Below are 19,109 nucleotides of genomic sequence, written 5' to 3'. Positions count from 1 at the left end.
GCGGGTAACGCCATTCGGCCCCATCGTATAGCGGCCTAGTACGCTGCCCTCTCACGGCGGTAACGCGGGTTCGAATCCCGCTGGGGTCACCGAATGCAGAAGCCTCACCTTCGGGTGGGGCTTCTGGCGTTTTCGGGCCCGCTCCCGACGCGCGACGAGGCGAGTATCGGCCGCAGTATGCTGGAAGGGTTGTCCAGCATACGAAGGAGCGTCACGTGACCCGTATCATCAAGCTCGCCGTCATTCCGGGCGACGGGATCGGACCCGAGGTCATCGAGCAGGCGAATCGTGTGCTCGACGCCGTGCTGGAAGGCGGGGATGTGGTGCTCGACCGCACCGAGTTCGCCCTCGGCGCGCAGCGCTTCCTCGAGACGGGGGAGACGTTTCCCGAGTCCGAGCAGGCGGCGATCGCCGGGCAAGACGCGATTCTCTTCGGCGCCGTAGGCGGAGTGCCCGGCGACCCGCGACTGCAGCACGCGAACATCGAGCGAGGTCTCCTGCTGAAGCTCCGCTTCGACTTCGAGCACTACGCCAACGTGCGCCCGTGCACCCTGTTTCCCGGGGTCGTCTCCTCGCTCGCCGAGCCGGGCGACGTCGACTTCGTCGTGGTGCGCGAGGGCACCGAGGGGCCGTACGCGGGCAACGGCGGGCGCCTCCGGCCCGGCACGCACGCCGAGGTCGCCACCGAGGTGTCGGTGAACACGGCGTTCGGCATCGAACGCGTGGTCCGCTACGCCTTCGAGACCGCACTCACCCGTCAACGCAAGAAGCTCACCTGGGTGCATAAGACGAATGTGCTCGTGCACGCGGGCGCGACCTGGCAGCGCATCGTGCAGACGGTCGCCGCGGAGTACCCGGAGATCGCCGTCGACTACATGCACGTCGACGCCGCCACCATCTTCATGGTGCAGGATCCGTCGCGCTTCGATGTGATCGTCACCGACAATCTGTTCGGAGACATCCTCACCGACCTGGCCGGCGCGATCGGAGGCGGCATCGGGCTCGCGGCCTCCGGCAACATCAATCCCGACGGCACGTTCCCGAGCATGTTCGAACCCGTGCACGGCTCCGCTCCCGACATCGCAGGGAAGCAGCTGGCCGATCCGACCGCGGCGATCCTCTCCGCCGGTCTCATGCTCGATCACCTGGGACTCGTCTCCGACGGCGAACGCCTGCGTTCCGCTGTCCGAGCCGACCTCGCCTCGCGCGGCGCCGCGACGAGGAGCACGGGGGCGATCGGCGACGCCGTGATCGCCCAGCTGATGCCGCGCGGAGCCTGACCGCGCACTCCACCACGCGAGAGAGAATGTTGATGACCGACTTGCAGTTCACCCACACCGAGGCAGAGCGCCTCTCCGACACCGAGCGCGACGCGATCCTCCGCGATCCCGGCTTCGGCAACCACTTCACCGATCACATGATCTCCATCGTGTGGACGAAGGAAGCCGGCTGGCACGACGCGGAGGTCGTGCCGTACGGGCCGATCCCGATGGACCCGGCGTCTTCGGTACTCCACTACGGGCAGGAGATCTTCGAGGGCCTGAAGGCGTACCGCCGCCCCGACGGCTCGATCGTCACGTTCCGTCCGGACGCGAACGCGCGCCGGCTCAATGAATCCGCACGCCGCCTCGCGCTGCCCGAGATCCCCGAGGACCTGTTCGTCGCCGCGATTCAGGAGCTCGTCGCCGCCGACGCCGACTGGGTGCCGAGTGGCGATGATCAGAGCCTGTACTTGCGACCGTTCCTGATCGCCGACGAGAGCTTCCTGGGGGTGCGCGCCGCCGAGCGCGCGCGCTTCCTGATCATCGCGAGCCCCGCTGGCCCCTATTTCACCGGAGGCGTCAAGCCCGTGTCCATCTGGCTCTCCGAGGAGCACTCGCGAGCCGGTCGGGGCGGCACGGGTGCTGCGAAGTGCGGCGGCAATTACGCGGCTTCGCTCCTGCCGCAGCAGGTGGCGGCCGAGAACGGCTGCCAGCAGGTGCTCTTCACCGATTCTTCGACGGACGACACGATCGACGAGCTCGGCGGGATGAACCTCTTCCTGGTGCGCTCCGATGGCACGCTCGTGACGCCGCAGCTGAACGGCAACATTCTCGACGGCATCACCCGGCGGAGCCTGATCCAGCTGGCGAGGGATCGGGGGCACGCGGTCGAGGAGCGCGAGGTGACCGTGTCCGAGTGGCGCGAAGGCGTCTCGCAGGGCACGATCACGGAGGCGTTCGCGTGCGGCACCGCCGCTGTCATCACGCCGATCCAGCGCCTCAAGGGAACCGATCTCGAGATCGACTTCGGCAGCAGCGCGCCCGGCCCGCTGACCATGTCGTTGCGGGAGGAGCTCACCGGCATCCAGTTCGGCGCGGGCGAGGATCGGCACGGCTGGTTGCACGTGATGGTTCCGGTGGGTTCGGAGGTGGCTCGATGAAGGTCGCGCGTTTCCAGGTCGACGGCGAGATCGCCTTCGGCGTGCTCGATCAGGCGGAGGCGGGGGCGGATATCGAGCTCGTCGAGCTCACCGGCGACCCGATGGTGGCGGGCTACGCGACGACTGGGCGACGCTTCGCGTTCGCAGACGTGCAGCTGCTCGCCCCCGTCATTCCGCGTTCGAAGATCGTCTGCGTCGGCAAGAACTACGCCGATCACGTCGCAGAGATGCAGGGCGTGACGGGCATCGACGGCGGCGCGCCAGCGGAGCCCCTGCTGTTCTTGAAGCCCAACACCTCGATCATCGGCCCCGGCGATGCGATCGTGCGGCCCGCGGTCTCCGACCGCGTCGAGCACGAGGGAGAGCTCGCAGTCGTGATCGGTGCGATGGCGAAGAACGTGCCGGAGGACGAGGCGTTGCAGTACGTCTTCGGATTCACCTGCGCGAACGATGTCACGGCGCGCGATATCCAGATCAAGGACGGGCAATGGGCGCGAGGGAAGGGCTTCGACACCTTCTGCCCGCTGGGACCGGTGATCGAGACCGATCCTGATCTCGCCGACGCGCGCGTCATGACCCGGGTGAACGGCGAGGTGCGGCAGGACGGCAGTACGGCTCAGCTCATCCATTCGCTCGCCCGCATCGTCTCCTACGCATCGGAGGCGTTCACGCTGCTGCCCGGAGACGTGATCCTCACCGGCACGCCCGCCGGGGTGGGGCGACTCGAAGCCGGCGATGTCGTCGAGGTCGAGATCGAGGGCATCGGGATCCTGCGCAACCGGGTCGTGTGAGTCCCGGCTGAGGGCTGTGACACACTGGTGTTTCCCGACGAAGGAGCAGGTGCTGATATGCCCGATTCCCTCCCCGCCTCGCCGCGCTTCGGCATCGAGGAAGAGTACCTGCTGCTCGACTCGGCGACCGGCCTGCCCTCCGACCGCGTGGACGAGATCATCGCGGCGATCCCGGGGCACCTGGCGGAGCACGAGTACTTCCACAGTCAGCTGGAGACGGCGACTCCCATCTGCGTGCGCGCCGACGAGGCGTATGAGGCTCTCAGCGCATTCCGGTCCGCCGCGGCCGGAGCAGGGGACCAACTGGGAGTGGTGCTCGCCGGGACCGGATTGCCGCCGCTCGGCGGCGATCGACTGGGCAGCCGGGTTGCGAAGCAGCGCTACGCCGACATCGAGGAGGCCATGCGAGGCATGGTCACGCGCTACTACTCCACGGGAACCCACGTGCACGTCGAGGTGCCGTCGCGAGAGGCGGGCGTCGCAGCCATCGCCAGCATCGCGCCGTGGTCCCCGCTGCTCGTCGCTCTGACGGCGAACTCCCCGCTGTGGGTGGGTGAGGAAACAGGATCCGCCGACTGGCGGTACATGTCGATGCAGCAGTGGGCGACAGCCGGGTACCCGCCGCGGTTCGAGAATGCCGCAGAGTACGACAGCGTCGTGGCCGACCTGGTGCGTTCGGGCGCCCTGCTCGACGGCGGACTCGTGAACTGGTCGATCCGACTCTCCGAGAAGTACCCGACCATCGAAGCGCGTCTCGCCGACGCGCAGCTCGACCCCCGCGATGCGGTCGCCTACGGCGTGCTCTTCCGCGCACTCGTCGCTCGGGCGCTGCGCGACTCCGCCATGGGGATCGAGTCGCCGCGGTGGCAGCGGGACGTCGTGCGGGGCGCGCATTGGCTCGCGGCCCGGAACGGCCTGAGGAGCGAACTCGTGGATCCCGTGACGGGGAATCCGACGCCTGCCTTCGACGCCATCGATCGGCTCCTGGAATACGTGTCGGATGAGCTGACCCACGCGGGAGACCTCGACACTGTGCGAGCGTTCCTCGACCGCCGGAGAGCCGATGGCGGGCCGGCCCAGGTGCAGGTGGATCGCTGGCGGGCTGCTGGCATGCCCGGTCTGCTCGAGCTCTACCGGGCCGGACACCGGGAACGGTAGCGCACCGGGGCAGCGCACGGCCGTGCCGCCTCCGACGTCGGTCGGGTACGCTCAAGGCATCCGAGACCGCGAGGAAGGGGTCGGGATGACGAACGGATGGCATGCGCTCCGACGGGGCGAATCCGTGCTCGAGCGACGAAAGCTGCTTGAGCGGGCGCACGAGCGGTTCGTGGACGACCGCTCGCCGCAGCTCGCCGGTGATCCGGAGCTCCGTGATCGCTTCGCCCAAGCGTCTGCCGTGCGCACGGTCGTGCTCGAATCCTGGCTGCGATCCCGCCGGTTGACCATCGACCCCGACGGTATCCCGCAACGTCCGTCCCTGTCTGAGGCACAGCTGACGGAGATGCGTGCGACGCATCCGATCGGGAGTGTGCTCCCCGTGGTGAGCCGGTTGCTGCTCGATGAGGCGAGCGAATCGGGCTTCATCGTCGCCGTGGGGGATGCGTCCGGGCGCCTGCTGTGGGTCGACGGTGATCGGACCTTGCGCAGCCAGGCGGAGGAGATGGGGTTCCGTGCTGGAATGGACTGGTCGGAGCAGGCCGTGGGCACGAGCGCTCCCGGCAGCGCGCTCGCGCTGGACCACGCGATACAGGTGCTCGGCGCCGAGCACTACTCTCGAGCAGTGCATCCGTGGAGCTGCACGGCAGCGCCGGTGCACGACCCGGGAAGCGGCGCCATCATCGGTGTGATCGACGTCACCGGCGGCGATGGCGCCGCGTCGCCGCATCTCATGCCACTCATGGAAGCGACACTCGCCGCGGTCGAAGCAGAATTGCAGCTCGTGGCGCTCCGCCGGCGAATCGAGCTGGATCGCGGTGCTCGGAATCGCTCGTCAGCGGCGCCTTCCCGCTCACGTGCGGCAACGGGCGCGACGCACGGCGCACCGCAGTCCCTGCCACGTCTCGTCGTGCTCGGTCGTGAGCCCGCGTTGCTCGAGCATCTCGGAGGCGCGGAGCCCGTGAGCGGGAGGCACGCCGAGATCCTCCTCGCCCTCGCCGCGGCCCCGCAGGGGCTCTCGGCGCGGGCGCTGGCGGAGGCGGTCTACGGAGCTCAGGGGTCTGAGCGGACGCTGCGCCCCGAGATGGTGCGGCTGCGCAGGTGGTTGGAACGGCACTGCGTGGAGCTCGACCTCAGCTCGAAGCCGTATCGGCTCGTACCCGGGATCCGGATCGACGCGCACGAGACGCTCGAGGCAATTGGGCGGGGCGCCCACCGCCTCGCGCTCGCGGCGTACGAGGGGCCGGTGCTGCCGACCTCCAGAGCACCGATCGCCGAGCAGCTCCGGGCGTCCGTCGACGCGACGCTGCGCGAGGCGATGCTCCAGTGGGCGGGCCCGGACCCGCTGTTCGCCTACGCGCAGAGCTGGGCGAGCGACGACGTGCAGGTCTGGGAGACGCTGCTGCAAGTGCTGCCGGCGCTGTCTCCGAAGCGGGCACGCGTGGTGGCGAGACTGGAGCATCTCGCCCGCGACACGAGTTGACCGGGGCACCAGCATCCGCGGCGCGCACCCGCGACGCGGGAGGTGCAACCTCCGTGCAACCTCGACCGTTCTACCGTCGAGCATCCGCACTGCACCAGCGGATCGACCCGGACAACGATGTCAGAGGAGATGCACATGACCGTCTATGCAGCACCCGGCCACCCCGAGGCACTGGTGACCTTCGCACCGCGATACGAGCACTACATCGGCGGAGAATGGGTCGCCCCGGTGCGGGGGCAGTACTTCGAGAACGTCACACCGATCACGGGCCGAGCATTCTGCGAAGTCGCGCGCGGCACCTCGGAAGACATCGAGGCAGCGCTCGACGCCGCCCATGCCGCCGCACCCGCGTGGGGTCTGACCAGTCCGGCGGAACGCGCAGTGATCCTGAACAAGATCGCCGATCGAATCGAGGAGAATCTCGAGGCCATCGCCGTCGCCGAGACGTGGGACAACGGCAAAGCCGTGCGCGAGACGCTGAACGCCGATATTCCTCTGGCGATCGATCACTTCCGGTACTTCGCCGGCGCGATCCGAGCCCAGGAAGGCGGACTCTCCCAGATCGATGCAGACCTCGTCGCCTACCATTTCCACGAGCCGCTCGGCGTCGTCGGACAGATCATCCCCTGGAACTTCCCGATCCTGATGGCGACCTGGAAGCTCGCACCGGCGCTCGCAGCCGGCAACGCGGTCGTGCTGAAACCCGCGGAGCAGACGCCGGCCTCCATTCTGTTCCTCTTCGACCTCATCGGAGACCTGCTCCCGCCCGGCGTCGTCAACATCGTCAACGGGTTCGGCGCGGAAGCGGGCAAGCCTCTCGCCTCCAATCCCCGGATCCGGAAGATCGCATTCACGGGCGAGACGACGACGGGCCGACTGATCATGCAGTACGCCTCCGAGAACATCATTCCCGTGACGCTGGAGCTCGGGGGGAAGAGCCCCAACATCTTCTTCGACGACGTCATGCGCGCGGACGACGGCTACTGGGACAAGGCGCAGGAGGGGTTCGCGATGTTCGCGCTCAACCAGGGAGAGGTATGCACCTGCCCGTCGCGCGCACTGATCCAGGAGTCCATCGCGGGGGACTTCCTCGACGCAGTCGTGGAGCGCACCGAGCGCATCACCCGCGGGAACCCGCTCGACACCGACACCATGGTCGGCGCGCAGGCGTCGAACGACCAGTTCGAGAAGATCAAGTCGTATCTCGACATCGGGCGGCAGGAAGGCGCGCAGGTGCTCACCGGCGGTGGCGTCGAAGACCTCGGGGGCGAGTTCGCGGACGGGTTCTACATTCAGCCCACCATCTTCCGGGGCGACAACTCCATGCGCATCTTCCAGGAGGAGATCTTCGGCCCGGTCGTCTCGGCCACGACCTTCACCGACTTCGACGACGCGATTCGCATCGCGAACGACACCCTCTACGGGTTGGGCGCGGGGGTGTGGAGTCGCGACGGCGCAACCGCGTACCGGGCTGGGCGGGCGATCGAAGCGGGCCGGGTATGGGTGAACAACTATCACGCGTACCCCGCGCACGCGGCGTTCGGCGGGTACAAGTCGAGCGGCATCGGGCGGGAGAATCACCTGATGATGCTCGACCACTACCAGCAGACGAAGAACCTGCTCGTGAGCTACCGCGAGAGCGCCGACGGATTCTTCTAACCCGACGAAGGCAAGGAGACAGGATCATGAGCGGGTCGGACGCAGTCGCGCCTCTGGCGGCGAGACCAGAGGTGGCCGGAGAGACCGAGAGCCGTCTGGCATTCACGCCGGCGGCGATCGAGCTCATCGAGCGGTTGTGGGAGATGCACGGCCCGCTCATGTTCCATCAATCGGGTGGCTGCTGCGACGGCAGCGCGCCGATGTGCTATCCGCTGGGCGAGTTCCGCACCGGCGGACAAGACGTCCTGCTCGGCACCCTCGAGCTGCCGTCGCTCGGTGAGAGCGGCTCGGCGCCCGGCCGCGCGGGGGCGCTCAGGGAGATCGGCTTCTGGATGTCGCGGGAGCAGTTCGGGGTGTGGGCGCACACCCATCTCACGGTCGACGCGGTCGCCGGTCGCGGCAGCGGCTTCTCGCTCGAAGCTCCGGAGGGTCTGCGCTTTCTCATCCGGTCGCGGTTGCTCTGATCGGCGCTCTCGGAGGGGGTCGCGCCTGCGACCTGCGACAATAGACGTGTGGATCCCAACAAGCTCAACCATGACCGCGCTCCCGAGAGCACGCCGCTGCGCAAAACCCGGCCTCGCTCGGCCGACGCTGCGGCTCGCCCGCAGGTGCGCCCGAAGGCCGAGGGCTGGAAGCAGATCGCGGATCCCGACGGTCGCCCGACACTGCAGTTCGCGTCGCCGCGCGTGAAGCAGCCGGCCACCCACCTGGCTGACCTCACGCTCGAGGAGCGGGAGGCGAAGGTCGTCGAGCTGGGCGTGCCGAAGTTCCGCGCGAAGCAGCTCTCCAAGCACTATTTCGAGCATCGGACGACCGATCCGGAGCAGATGACGGATCTTCCGAAGGGCCGCCGCGAGGAACTCGCCGCGGCGTTCTTCCCGCCGTTGCTCACCGAGGTGAAGCGCCTGGTGACCGACGACGGCGACACGATCAAGTTCTTGTGGCGGTTGTTCGACGGCGCGCTCGTCGAGTCCGTGCTCATGCGATACCCCGGCCGAATCACGCTCTGCGTCTCGAGCCAATGCGGGTGCGGCATGAACTGCCCCTTCTGCGCCACGGGGCAGGCGGGGCTGACCCGGAACATGTCGACCGCCGAGATCCTCGACCAGATCGTGCAGGCCAATCGCGTCATCGCCGAAGGCGGCCTGGGAGGCGCCCGTCGCGTCGCTCAGGGCGCGGAGCCGGAGCGCGTGAACAACATCGTCTTCATGGGCATGGGCGAGCCCCTCGCGAACTACAAACGCGTGATGAACGCGGTGCATCGCATGATCGCACCGTCGCCGGAGGGCCTCGGCATGTCGGCGCGAGGTATCACCGTCTCGACCGTGGGGCTCGCCCCGGCGATCCGCAAGCTGGCCGCCGAGAACATTCCGATCACCTTCGCGCTGTCGCTGCACGCGCCCGACGATCAGCTGCGCGACGAGCTCATCCCGGTCAACAGCCGGTGGAAGGTCGAAGAGGTGCTCGACGCGGCCTACCACTACTACGAGACGACGGGTCGCCGCGTCTCCATCGAGTACGCCCTCATCAAGGACATGAACGATCACGGCTGGCGCGCCGACCTGCTCGCCGACAAGCTCAACGAGCGCGGTCGCGGGTGGGTGCACGTGAACCCGATTCCGCTGAACCCGACACCGGGCTCGATCTGGACCTCATCGACGCGGGAGGTGACCCGCGAATTCGTCGACCGCCTGAACGCAGCCGGCATCCCCACGACGCTCCGCGATACCCGTGGCAAAGAGATCGACGGCGCATGCGGGCAGCTGGTGGCCACCGAGCAAGACGTGGCCGAGGCCGAGGCCTTCGCCGCAGCGGGCTGACCCGCAGCTCGAGCGACGGTCCACCGCTCCGGTTCAGCGCCTGAGCGCCTCGATGAGGCCGGCCACGTCGTCAGGGGTGTTCCACACGTGGAACGCGACGCGCGCGTTGCCAGCGCGTCCCGAGGCGACGATTCCGGCGCGCGTCAGCGACGCCAGGTCGACGCCCTCGATGTCGCTCCAGGTGACGATGGCCGAATCTCCCGGTTCGAGCCCGAGACCCGATCGGGCGGCGTTCGCAAGACCGAGCGCGTGCTCGTGCAGGGCACCCGTGTCGATGCTCGCGATGGTCTCGAGCGCGGCGACGGTACCGGGAATGACGGGCCAGGCGGGGGAGAGGTCGAAGCGCCCGGCACCCGCTGCGAGCGGAGTGTGCCCGGCGTAGCAGGAACTCCAAGGGTCATCGGCCGAATACCACCCGGCAGCGATCGGCACGAGGGCATCGTCGAGACCCGCGCGAACGGTCATGAACGCTGAGCCCCTGGGCGCGCTGAGCCACTTGTAGGCGTGGCAGATGGTGATGTCGAAGTCGCCCGCATCCACCGGGAGCCAGCCGACGGCCTGCGTCAGGTCGACGCAGGTGAGCGCCCCGGCAGCCTCCGCCGCGGCGAGGATCGCTCGATGATCCGATACTGCGCCCGATGCCGACTGCACGTGCGACCAGGCGACGAGGGACGTGCCAGGGCGAACCGCATCGGCGAGGTGCTCGAGCTCGACGTACCTCACGCGCACGTTGCGGCCGGCCTGTTCGAACGGGTGGGTCAGCGAGGAGAAATCGCCGGCCACGCAGAGCACCTCGCCCCCGTCAGGAACCGCGGTCGCCACGACCGACGCGAACTGGGAGATCTGCGTGCCGACGGCGACGCGCTCGGGCGCGACGCCGACGAGCCCCGCGTAGAGGCTTCGGCACTGCTCGACCTGAGCGCTGATGCGATGCGCGTCCATGCGACCAGTCGACCACTCGTCGATGAAGGTCTGCAGCGCGGCGGTGGTGGTGGTCGCAGGCAGCCCCGCCGTGCAGGCCGAGAGATAGCCGGGCACCGAGGGGTACTGCCGCTGCAGCTCGAGAAGCGTGGTCTGTGCGTTCATGCTGCCAGCGTAGGAGCCCGTGAGTCATAATGAAACAGAATCATTCTTATGCTTTGCCTCGCGTCTGGTTATGTGTGGGTGTACACTGCCACCATGACTTCGATGCGCACCGCCGATCCGCTCGCCTCGATTGATTCAACCGAGCTCCGCATCCTGCACGCGCTCGCCACGACCGGTTCGCTCACTGCTGCTGCCGCGTCACTGGGGCTGAGCCAACCGGCCGTGAGTCAGCGCATCAAGCGAGTCGAGACCCGGCTCGCCGTTCCGCTCATCGAGCGCAGCGGGCGAGGTATCCGGCTGACGACGGCCGGGCAGATCCTCGCCGATCACGGGCGCACCGTCGTCAGCGAGATCGATGCCGCGCTGGCCGCGATCGATGACCTGCGCGGTGAGCGCGCCGGGACCCTGCGGCTCGTCGGCTTCCCGAGCGCCAGCGCCACGCTGGTCCCGATGCTGATGCGGCGGCTCGCGATGGAAGCGCCGGACGTCGCACTCCAGTACCGCGAGGCCGAGCCGCCCGCCGCAACGGCGATGCTGCGCGACGGGGAGGTCGACTGCGCGCTCATCTTCGATTACGAGGGCGCGGCCGAGCTGCCCGCCGGAAGCGCGTTCCTGCCGCTGTGGCGAGAAGAGGTGCACCTCGTCGTCTCGGACGAGCGGGCCGCAGGGGAGCGCACGGCGAAACTCGGCGACTTCTCGACCGAGCACTGGATCGCGGGATGCGAGAAATGCCGCGGACATCTGCTCGCGGCGGCTGGCGACGCCGGCTTCGAACCCGACATCATCCAGGAGACCGACAACGTGCCAGCCATGCTGGCGATGGCGGCGGCCGGCGGAGCCGTCGCACTTGTACCGGGACTCGCGCTCGCAGCTGCGCGGAGCCTCCCCGACGACGCCTGCGCACTGCCTCTCGACCCGCCCCGCTATCGCACCATCGGACTGGTATCGATGGCGACGGCGAACGAGAGCCCCCAGGTGCGACTCGCGAAGCGCCTCCTCGCCTCGGTCGACGGCAGTGCGTGGCACCTCGAGACCGTCCCGCACGCGGCGTAGGGATCGAGATGCCTCACGCACAGCCGGTGACTCCGGATTCGCGGACCGGAGACGGCGTGCGCGCTCTGCAGCGCCGTTCGGTCGCGGTGCTCGCGCTCGCGACGGTGCTCGGGGGCCTCGGCATCGGAGCGTCGTTGTCGGCCGGCGCCCTGCTCATCGCCGATGTCACCGGAAACCCCGCGCTGTCGGGATTCGGTTCGACGATGAACGCGGTGGGGGCCGCGGTCGCAGGGATTCCGCTCGCACGGCTCGCCGCTCGTCGGGGACGACGAGTCGCTCTGACGACCGGCAATCTGCTCGCCGTCGGGGGAGCCCTCCTCGTCATCGGAGCAGCACTCGTCGAGATTCCTGTCCTGCTCTTCGTCGGTCTCGCCGCACTCGGCATCGCCGCCGCCGTGCAGCTGCAGGCCCGCTTCGCGGCGACCGACCTCGCGACTCCCGCGCATCGCGCGCGCGATCTCTCGCTCGTCGTGTGGTCGATCACCATCGGGGCGGTGATCGGACCGAATCTCATCGGACCGGGAGAGACCCTCGGCGACGCGCTCGGTCTGCACGCGCTCTCCGGCATCTTCGTGTTCACGATCGCGGCTCAGCTGTGCGCCGGCCTGGTCGTCTGGTTCGGCCTGCGGCCGGATCCGCTGCTGGAGGCGCGCGGGATCGCGAAGACCGCAGGCGACCACGCCAATGCGGCGCTCGGCGGCGAACCGGACGAGCCAGCCTCGGCATCGCCGGCCCCGACGACGGCGATGCGTGTCGGTCGCGCTCCGCAGTTCCTCGCGATCGCGCTCGTCGCCCTCGGCCACGCGGTCATGGTCGGCATCATGGCGATGACCCCGCTGCACCTCACGCACCACGGCGGCAGCATCGAGCTCGTCGGCATCACGATCAGCATCCACATCGCCGGCATGTACGCGCTCTCCCCGCTCGCGGGAATCGCGGCGGGCCGCTTCGGCCCGATCCCGGTGGTGCTCACGGGCTACGCGGTGCTCGCAGCGGCCGCCGCAGGGACGGCGTTCGGAGGCGGTTCGGTCGTGGTCGTGCAGACCTCGCTGGTGCTGCTCGGGCTCGGCTGGTGCATGGTCACGGTCGCCGGCGCGACACTGGTCACCGCGCTGACTCCCGAAGTGGAGCGCCCGGCGCGGCAGGGGCAGTCGGATACCGCGATGAACGCGGCGGGAGCCGTCTTCGGTGCGGCATCAGGGGTGCTCTTCGCGGTCGGCGGATTTCCGGTGCTGTCGAGCGTTGCCGGAGTGCTCATCGTGCTCGGGATCGCCGTGAGCCTTCGACTTCGGGTGCTCGCTCGACGCTAGAATGACGGTGATGTCACACACCGAGAGCCCCCAGTTTTCCACCGCGACCGGAGCCGACGTTCGCGTTCGGTTCTGCCCGTCGCCCACCGGCACCCCCCACGTCGGAATGGTGCGCACCGCACTGTTCAACTGGGCGTACGCCCGGCACACCGGGGGCACGTTCGTCTTCCGCATCGAGGACACGGACGCGGCCCGCGACAGCGAGGAGAGCTACAGCCAGATCATCGATTCGCTGCGGTGGCTCGGGCTCGACTGGGACGAAGGCATCGATGTCGGCGGCCCGCACGGTCCGTACCGCCAGTCCGAGCGCGGCGAGATCTATCAGCGCGTCATCGCGCAGCTGATCGAGGGCGGGTACCTCTACGAGAGCTTCTCGACCGCTGAAGAGATCGATGCGCGCAACATCGCGGCCGGGCGGCCGAAGCAGCTGGGCTATGACAATTTCGATCGCGACCTCAGCGATGAGCAGCGCGCCGCGTTCCGGGCGGAGGGTCGCGAGCCGGCGCTGCGATTCCGAGTGCCCGACACCGACCTGTCGTTCACGGACCTCGTGCGCGGCGATATCACGTTCCCCGCCGGATCGACGATCGACTTCGTGGTGGTTCGGCCGAACGGCGCGCCGCTGTACACGCTCGTGAACCCCGTCGACGACGCGCTGATGGGGATCACGCACGTACTGCGAGGAGAAGACCTCCTGTCGTCCACGCCTCGCCAGATCGCGCTGTACCACGCGCTCGTCGAGCTCGGTATCGCGCAGGCGATCCCGCAGTTCGGTCATCTGCCGTACGTGCTGGGCGAGGGGAACAAGAAGCTGTCGAAGCGCGACCCCGAATCCAACCTGCTGCACCACCGGTCGCGCGGGTTCATTCCGGAGGGCCTGCTCAACTATCTGTCGCTCCTCGGATGGTCGCTTGCTCCGGATCGCGACGTGTTCTCGAGCGACGAGATGGTCGCGGCGTTCGACGTCGCGAACGTGAACCCGAACCCGGCCCGCTTCGATCAGAAGAAGGCCGACGCGATCAACGCCGATCACATCCGGCTGCTGTCGGAAGAGGATTTCGGGAAGCGGATTCTGCCGTACCTCATCGCGGGGGGAGCCCTGCAGATCGAACCAACGGAGGAGCAGCTCGCGGTGATCGCCCGCGCGGTGCCGCTGGTGCAGAGCCGCGTCACCGTGCTCTCCGAGGTCGTCGGCATGCTCGGCTTCCTCTTCACCACGTCTGAGCAGCTGCACTACGAAGACGACGCGCTCGCCTCGTTGAAGGACGACGCACCGCAGGTGCTCGCCGCGGGCATTGCGGCGCTCGATGCGCTCCCCGCCGACGCGTGGGAGACGGCAGGCATTCAGGAGGCGCTGCAATCCGCGCTCGTCGACGGGCTCGGGATCAAGCCCCGCCTCGCCTTCGGACCGCTCCGCGTGGCTGCCTCCGGCCGACGCGTGTCGCCTCCTCTCTTCGAGTCCTTCGAGCTGCTCGGCCGCGAGGAGTCGCTCGCGCGTCTGCGGCGCCTGGAACAGCACCTCGCGGGCTGACGTCGAGGGGGTGGCAGCGCATGAGGAGCAGCGAGGCGCCGATCGGCGTTGCGATCATCGGCGGCGGACCGGCCGGGTTGTCCGCCGGACTGCAGCTCGTGCGTGCGAACCGACGCATCGCGATCCTCGATAGCAACCGTCCGCGCCACTCCGCGACCCTGCAATCCCACGGGTTCCTGACGCGCGACGGAGTGTCTCCACTCGAGCTCCGGCGCCTCGGCCGCGAGGAGTTCGAACGCTACCCGTCAGCGATGTACGCCCAGGCGATCACTCGCGAGGTGACCCCGCTCGCTCCCGACGAGGCGCGCTCGGCGGGGTTTCCCGACGGCATCGGCTTCTCGGTGCGGGGGACCGGCATTCGCGGCGCGGCGGATGTCCAGTACACGGCTCGTCGCGTCCTCATCGCCGCCGGGTTGACCGAAGAGCTGCCGGCACTGCCGATGATCCGCGCGTACTACGGCACCGCGTTGCACAGCTGCGTCGAGTGCGACGGGTTCGAGAAGACCGATAAGCCGCTGGTGCTGATCGGCGAGACCAGCGACGTCTTTTCGCGGGCCCTGCTCATCAGCCGCTTCAGCTCGGATCTCATCGTCTTCACGAACGGCGCCGACACCGTGCGTCCCGAGCAGGAAGCGCAGCTCGAGCGCATCGGCATCCGTGTGGAACGGCGTCCGATCGACGACATCGTCGGCGAGCGTGCTGAGATGACCGGGGTGCGCCTCGCGGATGGAGAGGTGATCGCGCGAGTCGGCGGCTTCGTGCGGCCGCGCTGGCACGCGCCGGTGGAGTTCCTCGGCGATCTGCCCATCGCTCGTGATCACTGGGGTCTCGTGGAGGTCGATGAACGCGGTGAGACCTCGATCCGCGGCGTGTACGGCGTCGGCGACATCGTGCCGCCCGGGCCGCAGCAACTCGTCATCGCGGCGGGCAATGGCGCACGCGTCGCCGCAAAGCTGAATCTCGATATGATTCGCGGTGCTCTCGGAGTGGGGCTCGTCGACGACTAGCCCAGGCGGCGGTCTCAGGCTTGGGTGCAGCGGGTGATATCACCCCGCCGCAGCGACGCGGGCTGCGGCGTCGCGAGCGAACTCCATGCCGTACTGGCGGCCGAGCACTTCTTCGCGCAATTCCGCGAACGTGCCGTCGACGATGCTCCCACGAATGCGATCGACCAGGCGCACGATGTAACGCTCGTTGTGGATCGTCGCGAGCGTCGAACCGAGCATCTCCTTCGCCTTGAAGAGATGATGCAGGTACGCCGCCGTGTAGTTCTGGCAGGTGTAGCAGTCGCATTCCGCGTCGAGCGGCTCGAACCTGCGTCGCTGGCCTGCGGACTTGGCGTTGATGCGTCCCGTCGGCGAGTACATGGAACCGCCTCGCGCCTGCCGGGAAGGGGCGACGCAGTCGAAGGTGTCAGCGCCCGCAGCGATGGCGGCGAACAGGTCATCGGGTTCTGAGATGCCGAGCAGATGCCGCGGCTTGGAATCGGGGAGTTCATCGGAGACCCAGCCGACGATGGTGCCGAGATCCCGCTTCTCCAGAGCTCCGCCGATGCCGAATCCGTCGAACTCCTGCTCGGTGGCCTCCGACCCGCGAAGATGAGCCAACCCGTTCGCCGCGCGCCGTCGCAAGTCCTCGTACTGCGCCCCCTGCACGACTCCGAAGAGAGCCTGGTAGGGGCGGTGCGTTCGCGATGCGGTCTGGCGCGCGTGCTCGTCGAGGCACCGCACGGCCCACCGCTCCGTGCGCTCCACCGAGTCCTCCTGGTACTCGCGGGTGTTCAGCAGTGTGGTGCACTCGTCGAACGCGAACATGATGTCGGCGCCGAGTTCGTGTTGGATGCGCATCGAGACCTCCGGCGTGAAGCGATGCTTGTCGCCGTTCAAGAACGACTTGAAGGTGACACCGTCCTCGTCGACGTGCGCGAGACGCTCCTTGTTCTTCGCAATCACTTCGGCGCCGGAGTGGGCGGACTCCGCCATCGATATCACCTTCTTGAATCCGACGCCGAGCGACATCACCTGGAATCCTCCGGAGTCGGTGAAGGTCGGCCCGTCCCAGTTCATGAATCGGCCGAGGCCGCCCGCTTCGTCGACGAGGTCGCTTCCCGGCTGCAAGAAGAGGTGATACGCGTTCGCAAGAACGGCCTGGCCGCCGAGTTCGCTCACGGTCGCTGGCAGCAGAGACTTCACTGTGGCCTTGGTGCCGACGGGGATGAATGCGGGGGTCTGGATCTCCCCGTGCGGGGTGCGGATCGTCCCGCTCCGTCCGAGCGGTTCGCCTCCGGAACCGACCGCCCCGCCGGATTCGAGCTGCTGATCGACGGTGAAGCCGAAGTCTGCGGGAGAGGGGGGACTCGCTGGTGCGGTGGGTGCGTTCACCCATCCATCTAAGCACCTCCCGCGACGCGCCCGGGATCGTGGGATGCGAGGCGAAAACGGGCGCGTTTCGGCCATCTCCGCCGTGGATCGACCCGGTGTCGGTTGGGGTGTCGGTGGGGTGTCGTGTGGGTGAATTGGCGGATTCATGCGGGGACACGCCCGGGATGCTGCGTGGTGTTGCTGGTCGGGGGTCGGGGGCCGTAATGTATTCCCTTGTCAGCGCGACGCAGCCGGACTGAAACGGTCCGGCTCATTTACATGCGTTTCTCACCACGTTCTTGTGGTAAGTTAGACAGGTTGCTGTTCGGAGCTTCCCTTGGTTGGGTGTGACGGGTGGTGTCTGGTCTTTGAGAACTCAATAGTGTGCACTTAAATTGTCATATGCCAATTTAATTTATAATCCCCGACATCCAGGTTTCTGGGTGTGGGAGATTCCTTTTTTGGATAACAAGAATCGTCAGTATTGATGGTTCTGTTGCCAGATTGAACTCGTTGCATGTTCCGGTTTTTCCCCGGGGCGTGTGGCAATCGTTTTTTACGGAGAGTTTGATCCTGGCTCAGGACGAACGCTGGCGGCGTGCTTAACACATGCAAGTCGAACGCTGAAGCTCCCAGCTTGCTGGGGGTGGATGAGTGGCGAACGGGTGAGTAACACGTGAGTAACCTGCCCCGAACTCTGGGATAAGCGCTGGAAACGGCGTCTAATACTGGATATGTCCTATCACCGCATGGTGTGTAGGTGGAAAGAATTTTGGTTCGGGATGGACTCGCGGCCTATCAGCTAGATGGTGAGGTAATGGCTCACCATGGCGACGACGGGTAGCCGGCCTGAGAGGGTGACCGGCCACACTGGGACTGAGACACGGCCCAGACTCCTACGGGAGGCAGCAGTGGGGAATATTGCACAATGGGCGCAAGCCTGATGCAGCAACGCCGCGTGAGGGATGACGGCCTTCGGGTTGTAAACCTCTTTTAGTAGGGAAGAAGCGAAAGTGACGGTACCTGCAGAAAAAGCACCGGCTAACTACGTGCCAGCAGCCGCGGTAATACGTAGGGTGCAAGCGTTGTCCGGAATTATTGGGCGTAAAGAGCTCGTAGGCGGCTTGTCGCGTCTGCTGTGAAAACCAGAGGCTCAACCTCTGGCCTGCAGTGGGTACGGGCAAGCTAGAGTGCGGTAGGGGAGATTGGAATTCCTGGTGTAGCGGTGGAATGCGCAGATATCAGGAGGAACACCGATGGCGAAGGCAGATCTCTGGGCCGTAACTGACGCTGAGGAGCGAAAGCATGGGGAGCGAACAGGATTAGATACCCTGGTAGTCCATGCCGTAAACGTTGGGAACTAGATGTAGGGCCTGTTCCACGGGTTCTGTGTCGTAGCTAACGCATTAAGTTCCCCGCCTGGGGAGTACGGCCGCAAGGCTAAAACTCAAAGGAATTGACGGGGGCCCGCACAAGCGGCGGAGCATGCGGATTAATTCGATGCAACGCGAAGAACCTTACCAAGGCTTGACATATACGAGAACACTGTAGAGATACAGGACTCTTTGGACACTCGTAAACAGGTGGTGCATGGTTGTCGTCAGCTCGTGTCGTGAGATGTTCGGTTAAGTCCGGCAACGAGCGCAACCCTCGTCCTATGTTGCCAGCACGTAATGGTGGGAACTCATGGGATACTGCCGTGGTCAACACGGAGGAAGGTGGGGATGACGTCAAATCATCATGCCCCTTATGTCTTGGGCTTCACGCATGCTACAATGGCCGATACAAAGGGCTGCGATACCGCGAGGTGGAGCGAATCCCAAAAAGTCGGTCTCAGTTCGGATTGGGGTCTGCAACTCGACCCCATGAAGTCGGAGTCGCTAGTAATCGCAGATCAGCAACGCTGCGGTGAATACGTTCCCGGGCCTTGTACACACCGCCCGTCAAGTCATGAAAGTCGGTAACACCCGAAGCCGGTGGCCTAACCCCTTGTGGGAGGGAGCTGTCGAAGGTGGGACTGGTGATTAGGACTAAGTCGTAACAAGGTAGCCGTACCGGAAGGTGCGGCTGGATCACCTCCTTTCTAAGGAGCACTCGACACCTTTCGGGGTGTCGCAGAATGGCTCGATCAGTGGCATACGTTCACTGCGAGCCGCTCATGGGTGGAACATATGACAAGCAAGCTTGCTGGCTCGCCTGTGTGAGTACGTCATGTCCGTTTCGGCGGGGGTGATTGGAAATCCTGGGTGGGTGTGGTGAGTGGGCAGAAAGTGCATACTATTGGGTCCTGGGAGACCAGCCGGTCGCATCCTTTTAGGGGTGTGGGTGACTGATTCCTTGACCTGCTGTCACGAGACGTGTTGCTCGTGGGGGTGGGATCGACCGTACGTTGAGAACTACACAGTGGACGCGAGCATCTTGCAGTGTCATATCTTTCCG

General features: G+C 66.8%; 14 protein-coding genes, 1 tRNA gene and 1 rRNA gene. 14 read left to right on the top strand and 2 right to left on the bottom strand.

What is annotated here, in order from left to right; all coding sequences use genetic code 11:
- Positions 1-16: 16 nt before the first annotated feature.
- From JSQ98_RS04620 to rlmN, 9 genes are all read left to right on the top strand, one after another.
- A tRNA-Glu gene (locus tag JSQ98_RS04620) sits at positions 17-89 on the top strand.
- 126 nt (positions 90-215) lie between these two features.
- Positions 216-1,280, top strand: coding sequence for a 3-isopropylmalate dehydrogenase (locus JSQ98_RS04615; RefSeq protein WP_211648548.1), 1,065 nt, complete (start codon positions 216-218; stop codon positions 1,278-1,280).
- Between the two features lie 32 nt (positions 1,281-1,312).
- The gene (locus JSQ98_RS04610; RefSeq protein WP_211648546.1) at positions 1,313-2,422 is read left to right on the top strand and encodes a branched-chain amino acid aminotransferase; all 1,110 of its coding nucleotides are present in this window, start codon (positions 1,313-1,315) and stop codon (positions 2,420-2,422) included.
- On the top strand, positions 2,419-3,213 hold the full coding sequence (locus JSQ98_RS04605) for a fumarylacetoacetate hydrolase family protein (RefSeq protein WP_090149904.1): 795 nt from the start codon (positions 2,419-2,421) through the stop codon (positions 3,211-3,213). The genes JSQ98_RS04610 and JSQ98_RS04605 overlap by 4 nt, the downstream gene beginning before the upstream one ends.
- Before the next feature lie 57 nt (positions 3,214-3,270).
- Positions 3,271-4,371: a carboxylate-amine ligase gene (locus JSQ98_RS04600; protein ID WP_211648545.1), complete on the top strand. Its 1,101-nt coding sequence runs from the start codon at positions 3,271-3,273 to the stop codon at positions 4,369-4,371.
- Positions 4,372-4,456: 85 nt separating this feature from the next.
- Complete coding sequence (locus JSQ98_RS04595; protein WP_211648544.1) at positions 4,457-5,851, top strand: sigma-54-dependent transcriptional regulator family protein; 1,395 nt, start codon at positions 4,457-4,459, stop codon at positions 5,849-5,851.
- A 135-nt stretch (positions 5,852-5,986) separates the two neighbouring features.
- Positions 5,987-7,510: an acetaldehyde dehydrogenase ExaC gene (gene exaC, locus JSQ98_RS04590; RefSeq protein WP_211648543.1), complete on the top strand. Its 1,524-nt coding sequence runs from the start codon at positions 5,987-5,989 to the stop codon at positions 7,508-7,510.
- A gap of 26 nt (positions 7,511-7,536) precedes the next feature.
- Positions 7,537-7,974, top strand: a complete 438-nt coding sequence (locus JSQ98_RS04585; RefSeq protein ID WP_211648542.1) for a DUF779 domain-containing protein — start codon at positions 7,537-7,539, stop codon at positions 7,972-7,974.
- A gap of 48 nt (positions 7,975-8,022) precedes the next feature.
- Positions 8,023-9,330 (top strand): dual-specificity RNA methyltransferase RlmN, encoded by a 1,308-nt coding sequence (gene rlmN / locus JSQ98_RS04580; protein ID WP_211648541.1) that lies wholly within the window; start codon positions 8,023-8,025, stop codon positions 9,328-9,330.
- Positions 9,331-9,363: 33 nt separating this feature from the next.
- Here rlmN and JSQ98_RS04575 read toward each other — a convergent pair whose 3' ends face one another.
- Positions 9,364-10,416, bottom strand: coding sequence for an aminotransferase class V-fold PLP-dependent enzyme (locus JSQ98_RS04575; RefSeq protein ID WP_211648540.1), 1,053 nt, complete (start codon positions 10,414-10,416; stop codon positions 9,364-9,366).
- Between the two features lie 93 nt (positions 10,417-10,509).
- Here JSQ98_RS04575 and JSQ98_RS04570 point away from each other — a divergent pair, with 93 nt between their 5' ends.
- From JSQ98_RS04570 to JSQ98_RS04555, 4 genes are read left to right on the top strand one after another with little or no spacing between them, the layout of a single operon-like run.
- A complete protein-coding gene (locus tag JSQ98_RS04570; RefSeq protein WP_090150148.1) occupies positions 10,510-11,469 on the top strand; it encodes a LysR family transcriptional regulator in 960 nt (319 codons plus the stop codon).
- A gap of 8 nt (positions 11,470-11,477) precedes the next feature.
- Positions 11,478-12,779, top strand: a complete 1,302-nt coding sequence (locus JSQ98_RS04565; protein WP_211648538.1) for an MFS transporter — start codon at positions 11,478-11,480, stop codon at positions 12,777-12,779.
- A gap of 10 nt (positions 12,780-12,789) precedes the next feature.
- On the top strand, positions 12,790-14,310 hold the full coding sequence (gene gltX, locus JSQ98_RS04560; protein ID WP_200331854.1) for a glutamate--tRNA ligase: 1,521 nt from the start codon (positions 12,790-12,792) through the stop codon (positions 14,308-14,310).
- Between the two features lie 20 nt (positions 14,311-14,330).
- Positions 14,331-15,317: an NAD(P)/FAD-dependent oxidoreductase gene (locus tag JSQ98_RS04555; RefSeq protein ID WP_211648536.1), complete on the top strand. Its 987-nt coding sequence runs from the start codon at positions 14,331-14,333 to the stop codon at positions 15,315-15,317.
- A 39-nt stretch (positions 15,318-15,356) separates the two neighbouring features.
- Here JSQ98_RS04555 and tgt read toward each other — a convergent pair whose 3' ends face one another.
- Positions 15,357-16,691 (bottom strand): tRNA guanosine(34) transglycosylase Tgt, encoded by a 1,335-nt coding sequence (gene tgt / locus JSQ98_RS04550; RefSeq protein WP_200331858.1) that lies wholly within the window; start codon positions 16,689-16,691, stop codon positions 15,357-15,359.
- Positions 16,692-17,225: 534 nt separating this feature from the next.
- Here tgt and JSQ98_RS04545 point away from each other — a divergent pair.
- A 16S ribosomal RNA gene (locus tag JSQ98_RS04545) occupies positions 17,226-18,753 on the top strand.
- Positions 18,754-19,109 lie beyond the last annotated feature (356 nt).

Source organism: Leucobacter manosquensis (assembly GCF_018304845.1).
Lineage (GTDB): Bacteria > Actinomycetota > Actinomycetes > Actinomycetales > Microbacteriaceae > Leucobacter > Leucobacter alluvii.
The sequence above is the reverse complement of the archived record's forward strand: the minus strand, read 5'-3'. Positions and strand labels throughout refer to the sequence as shown.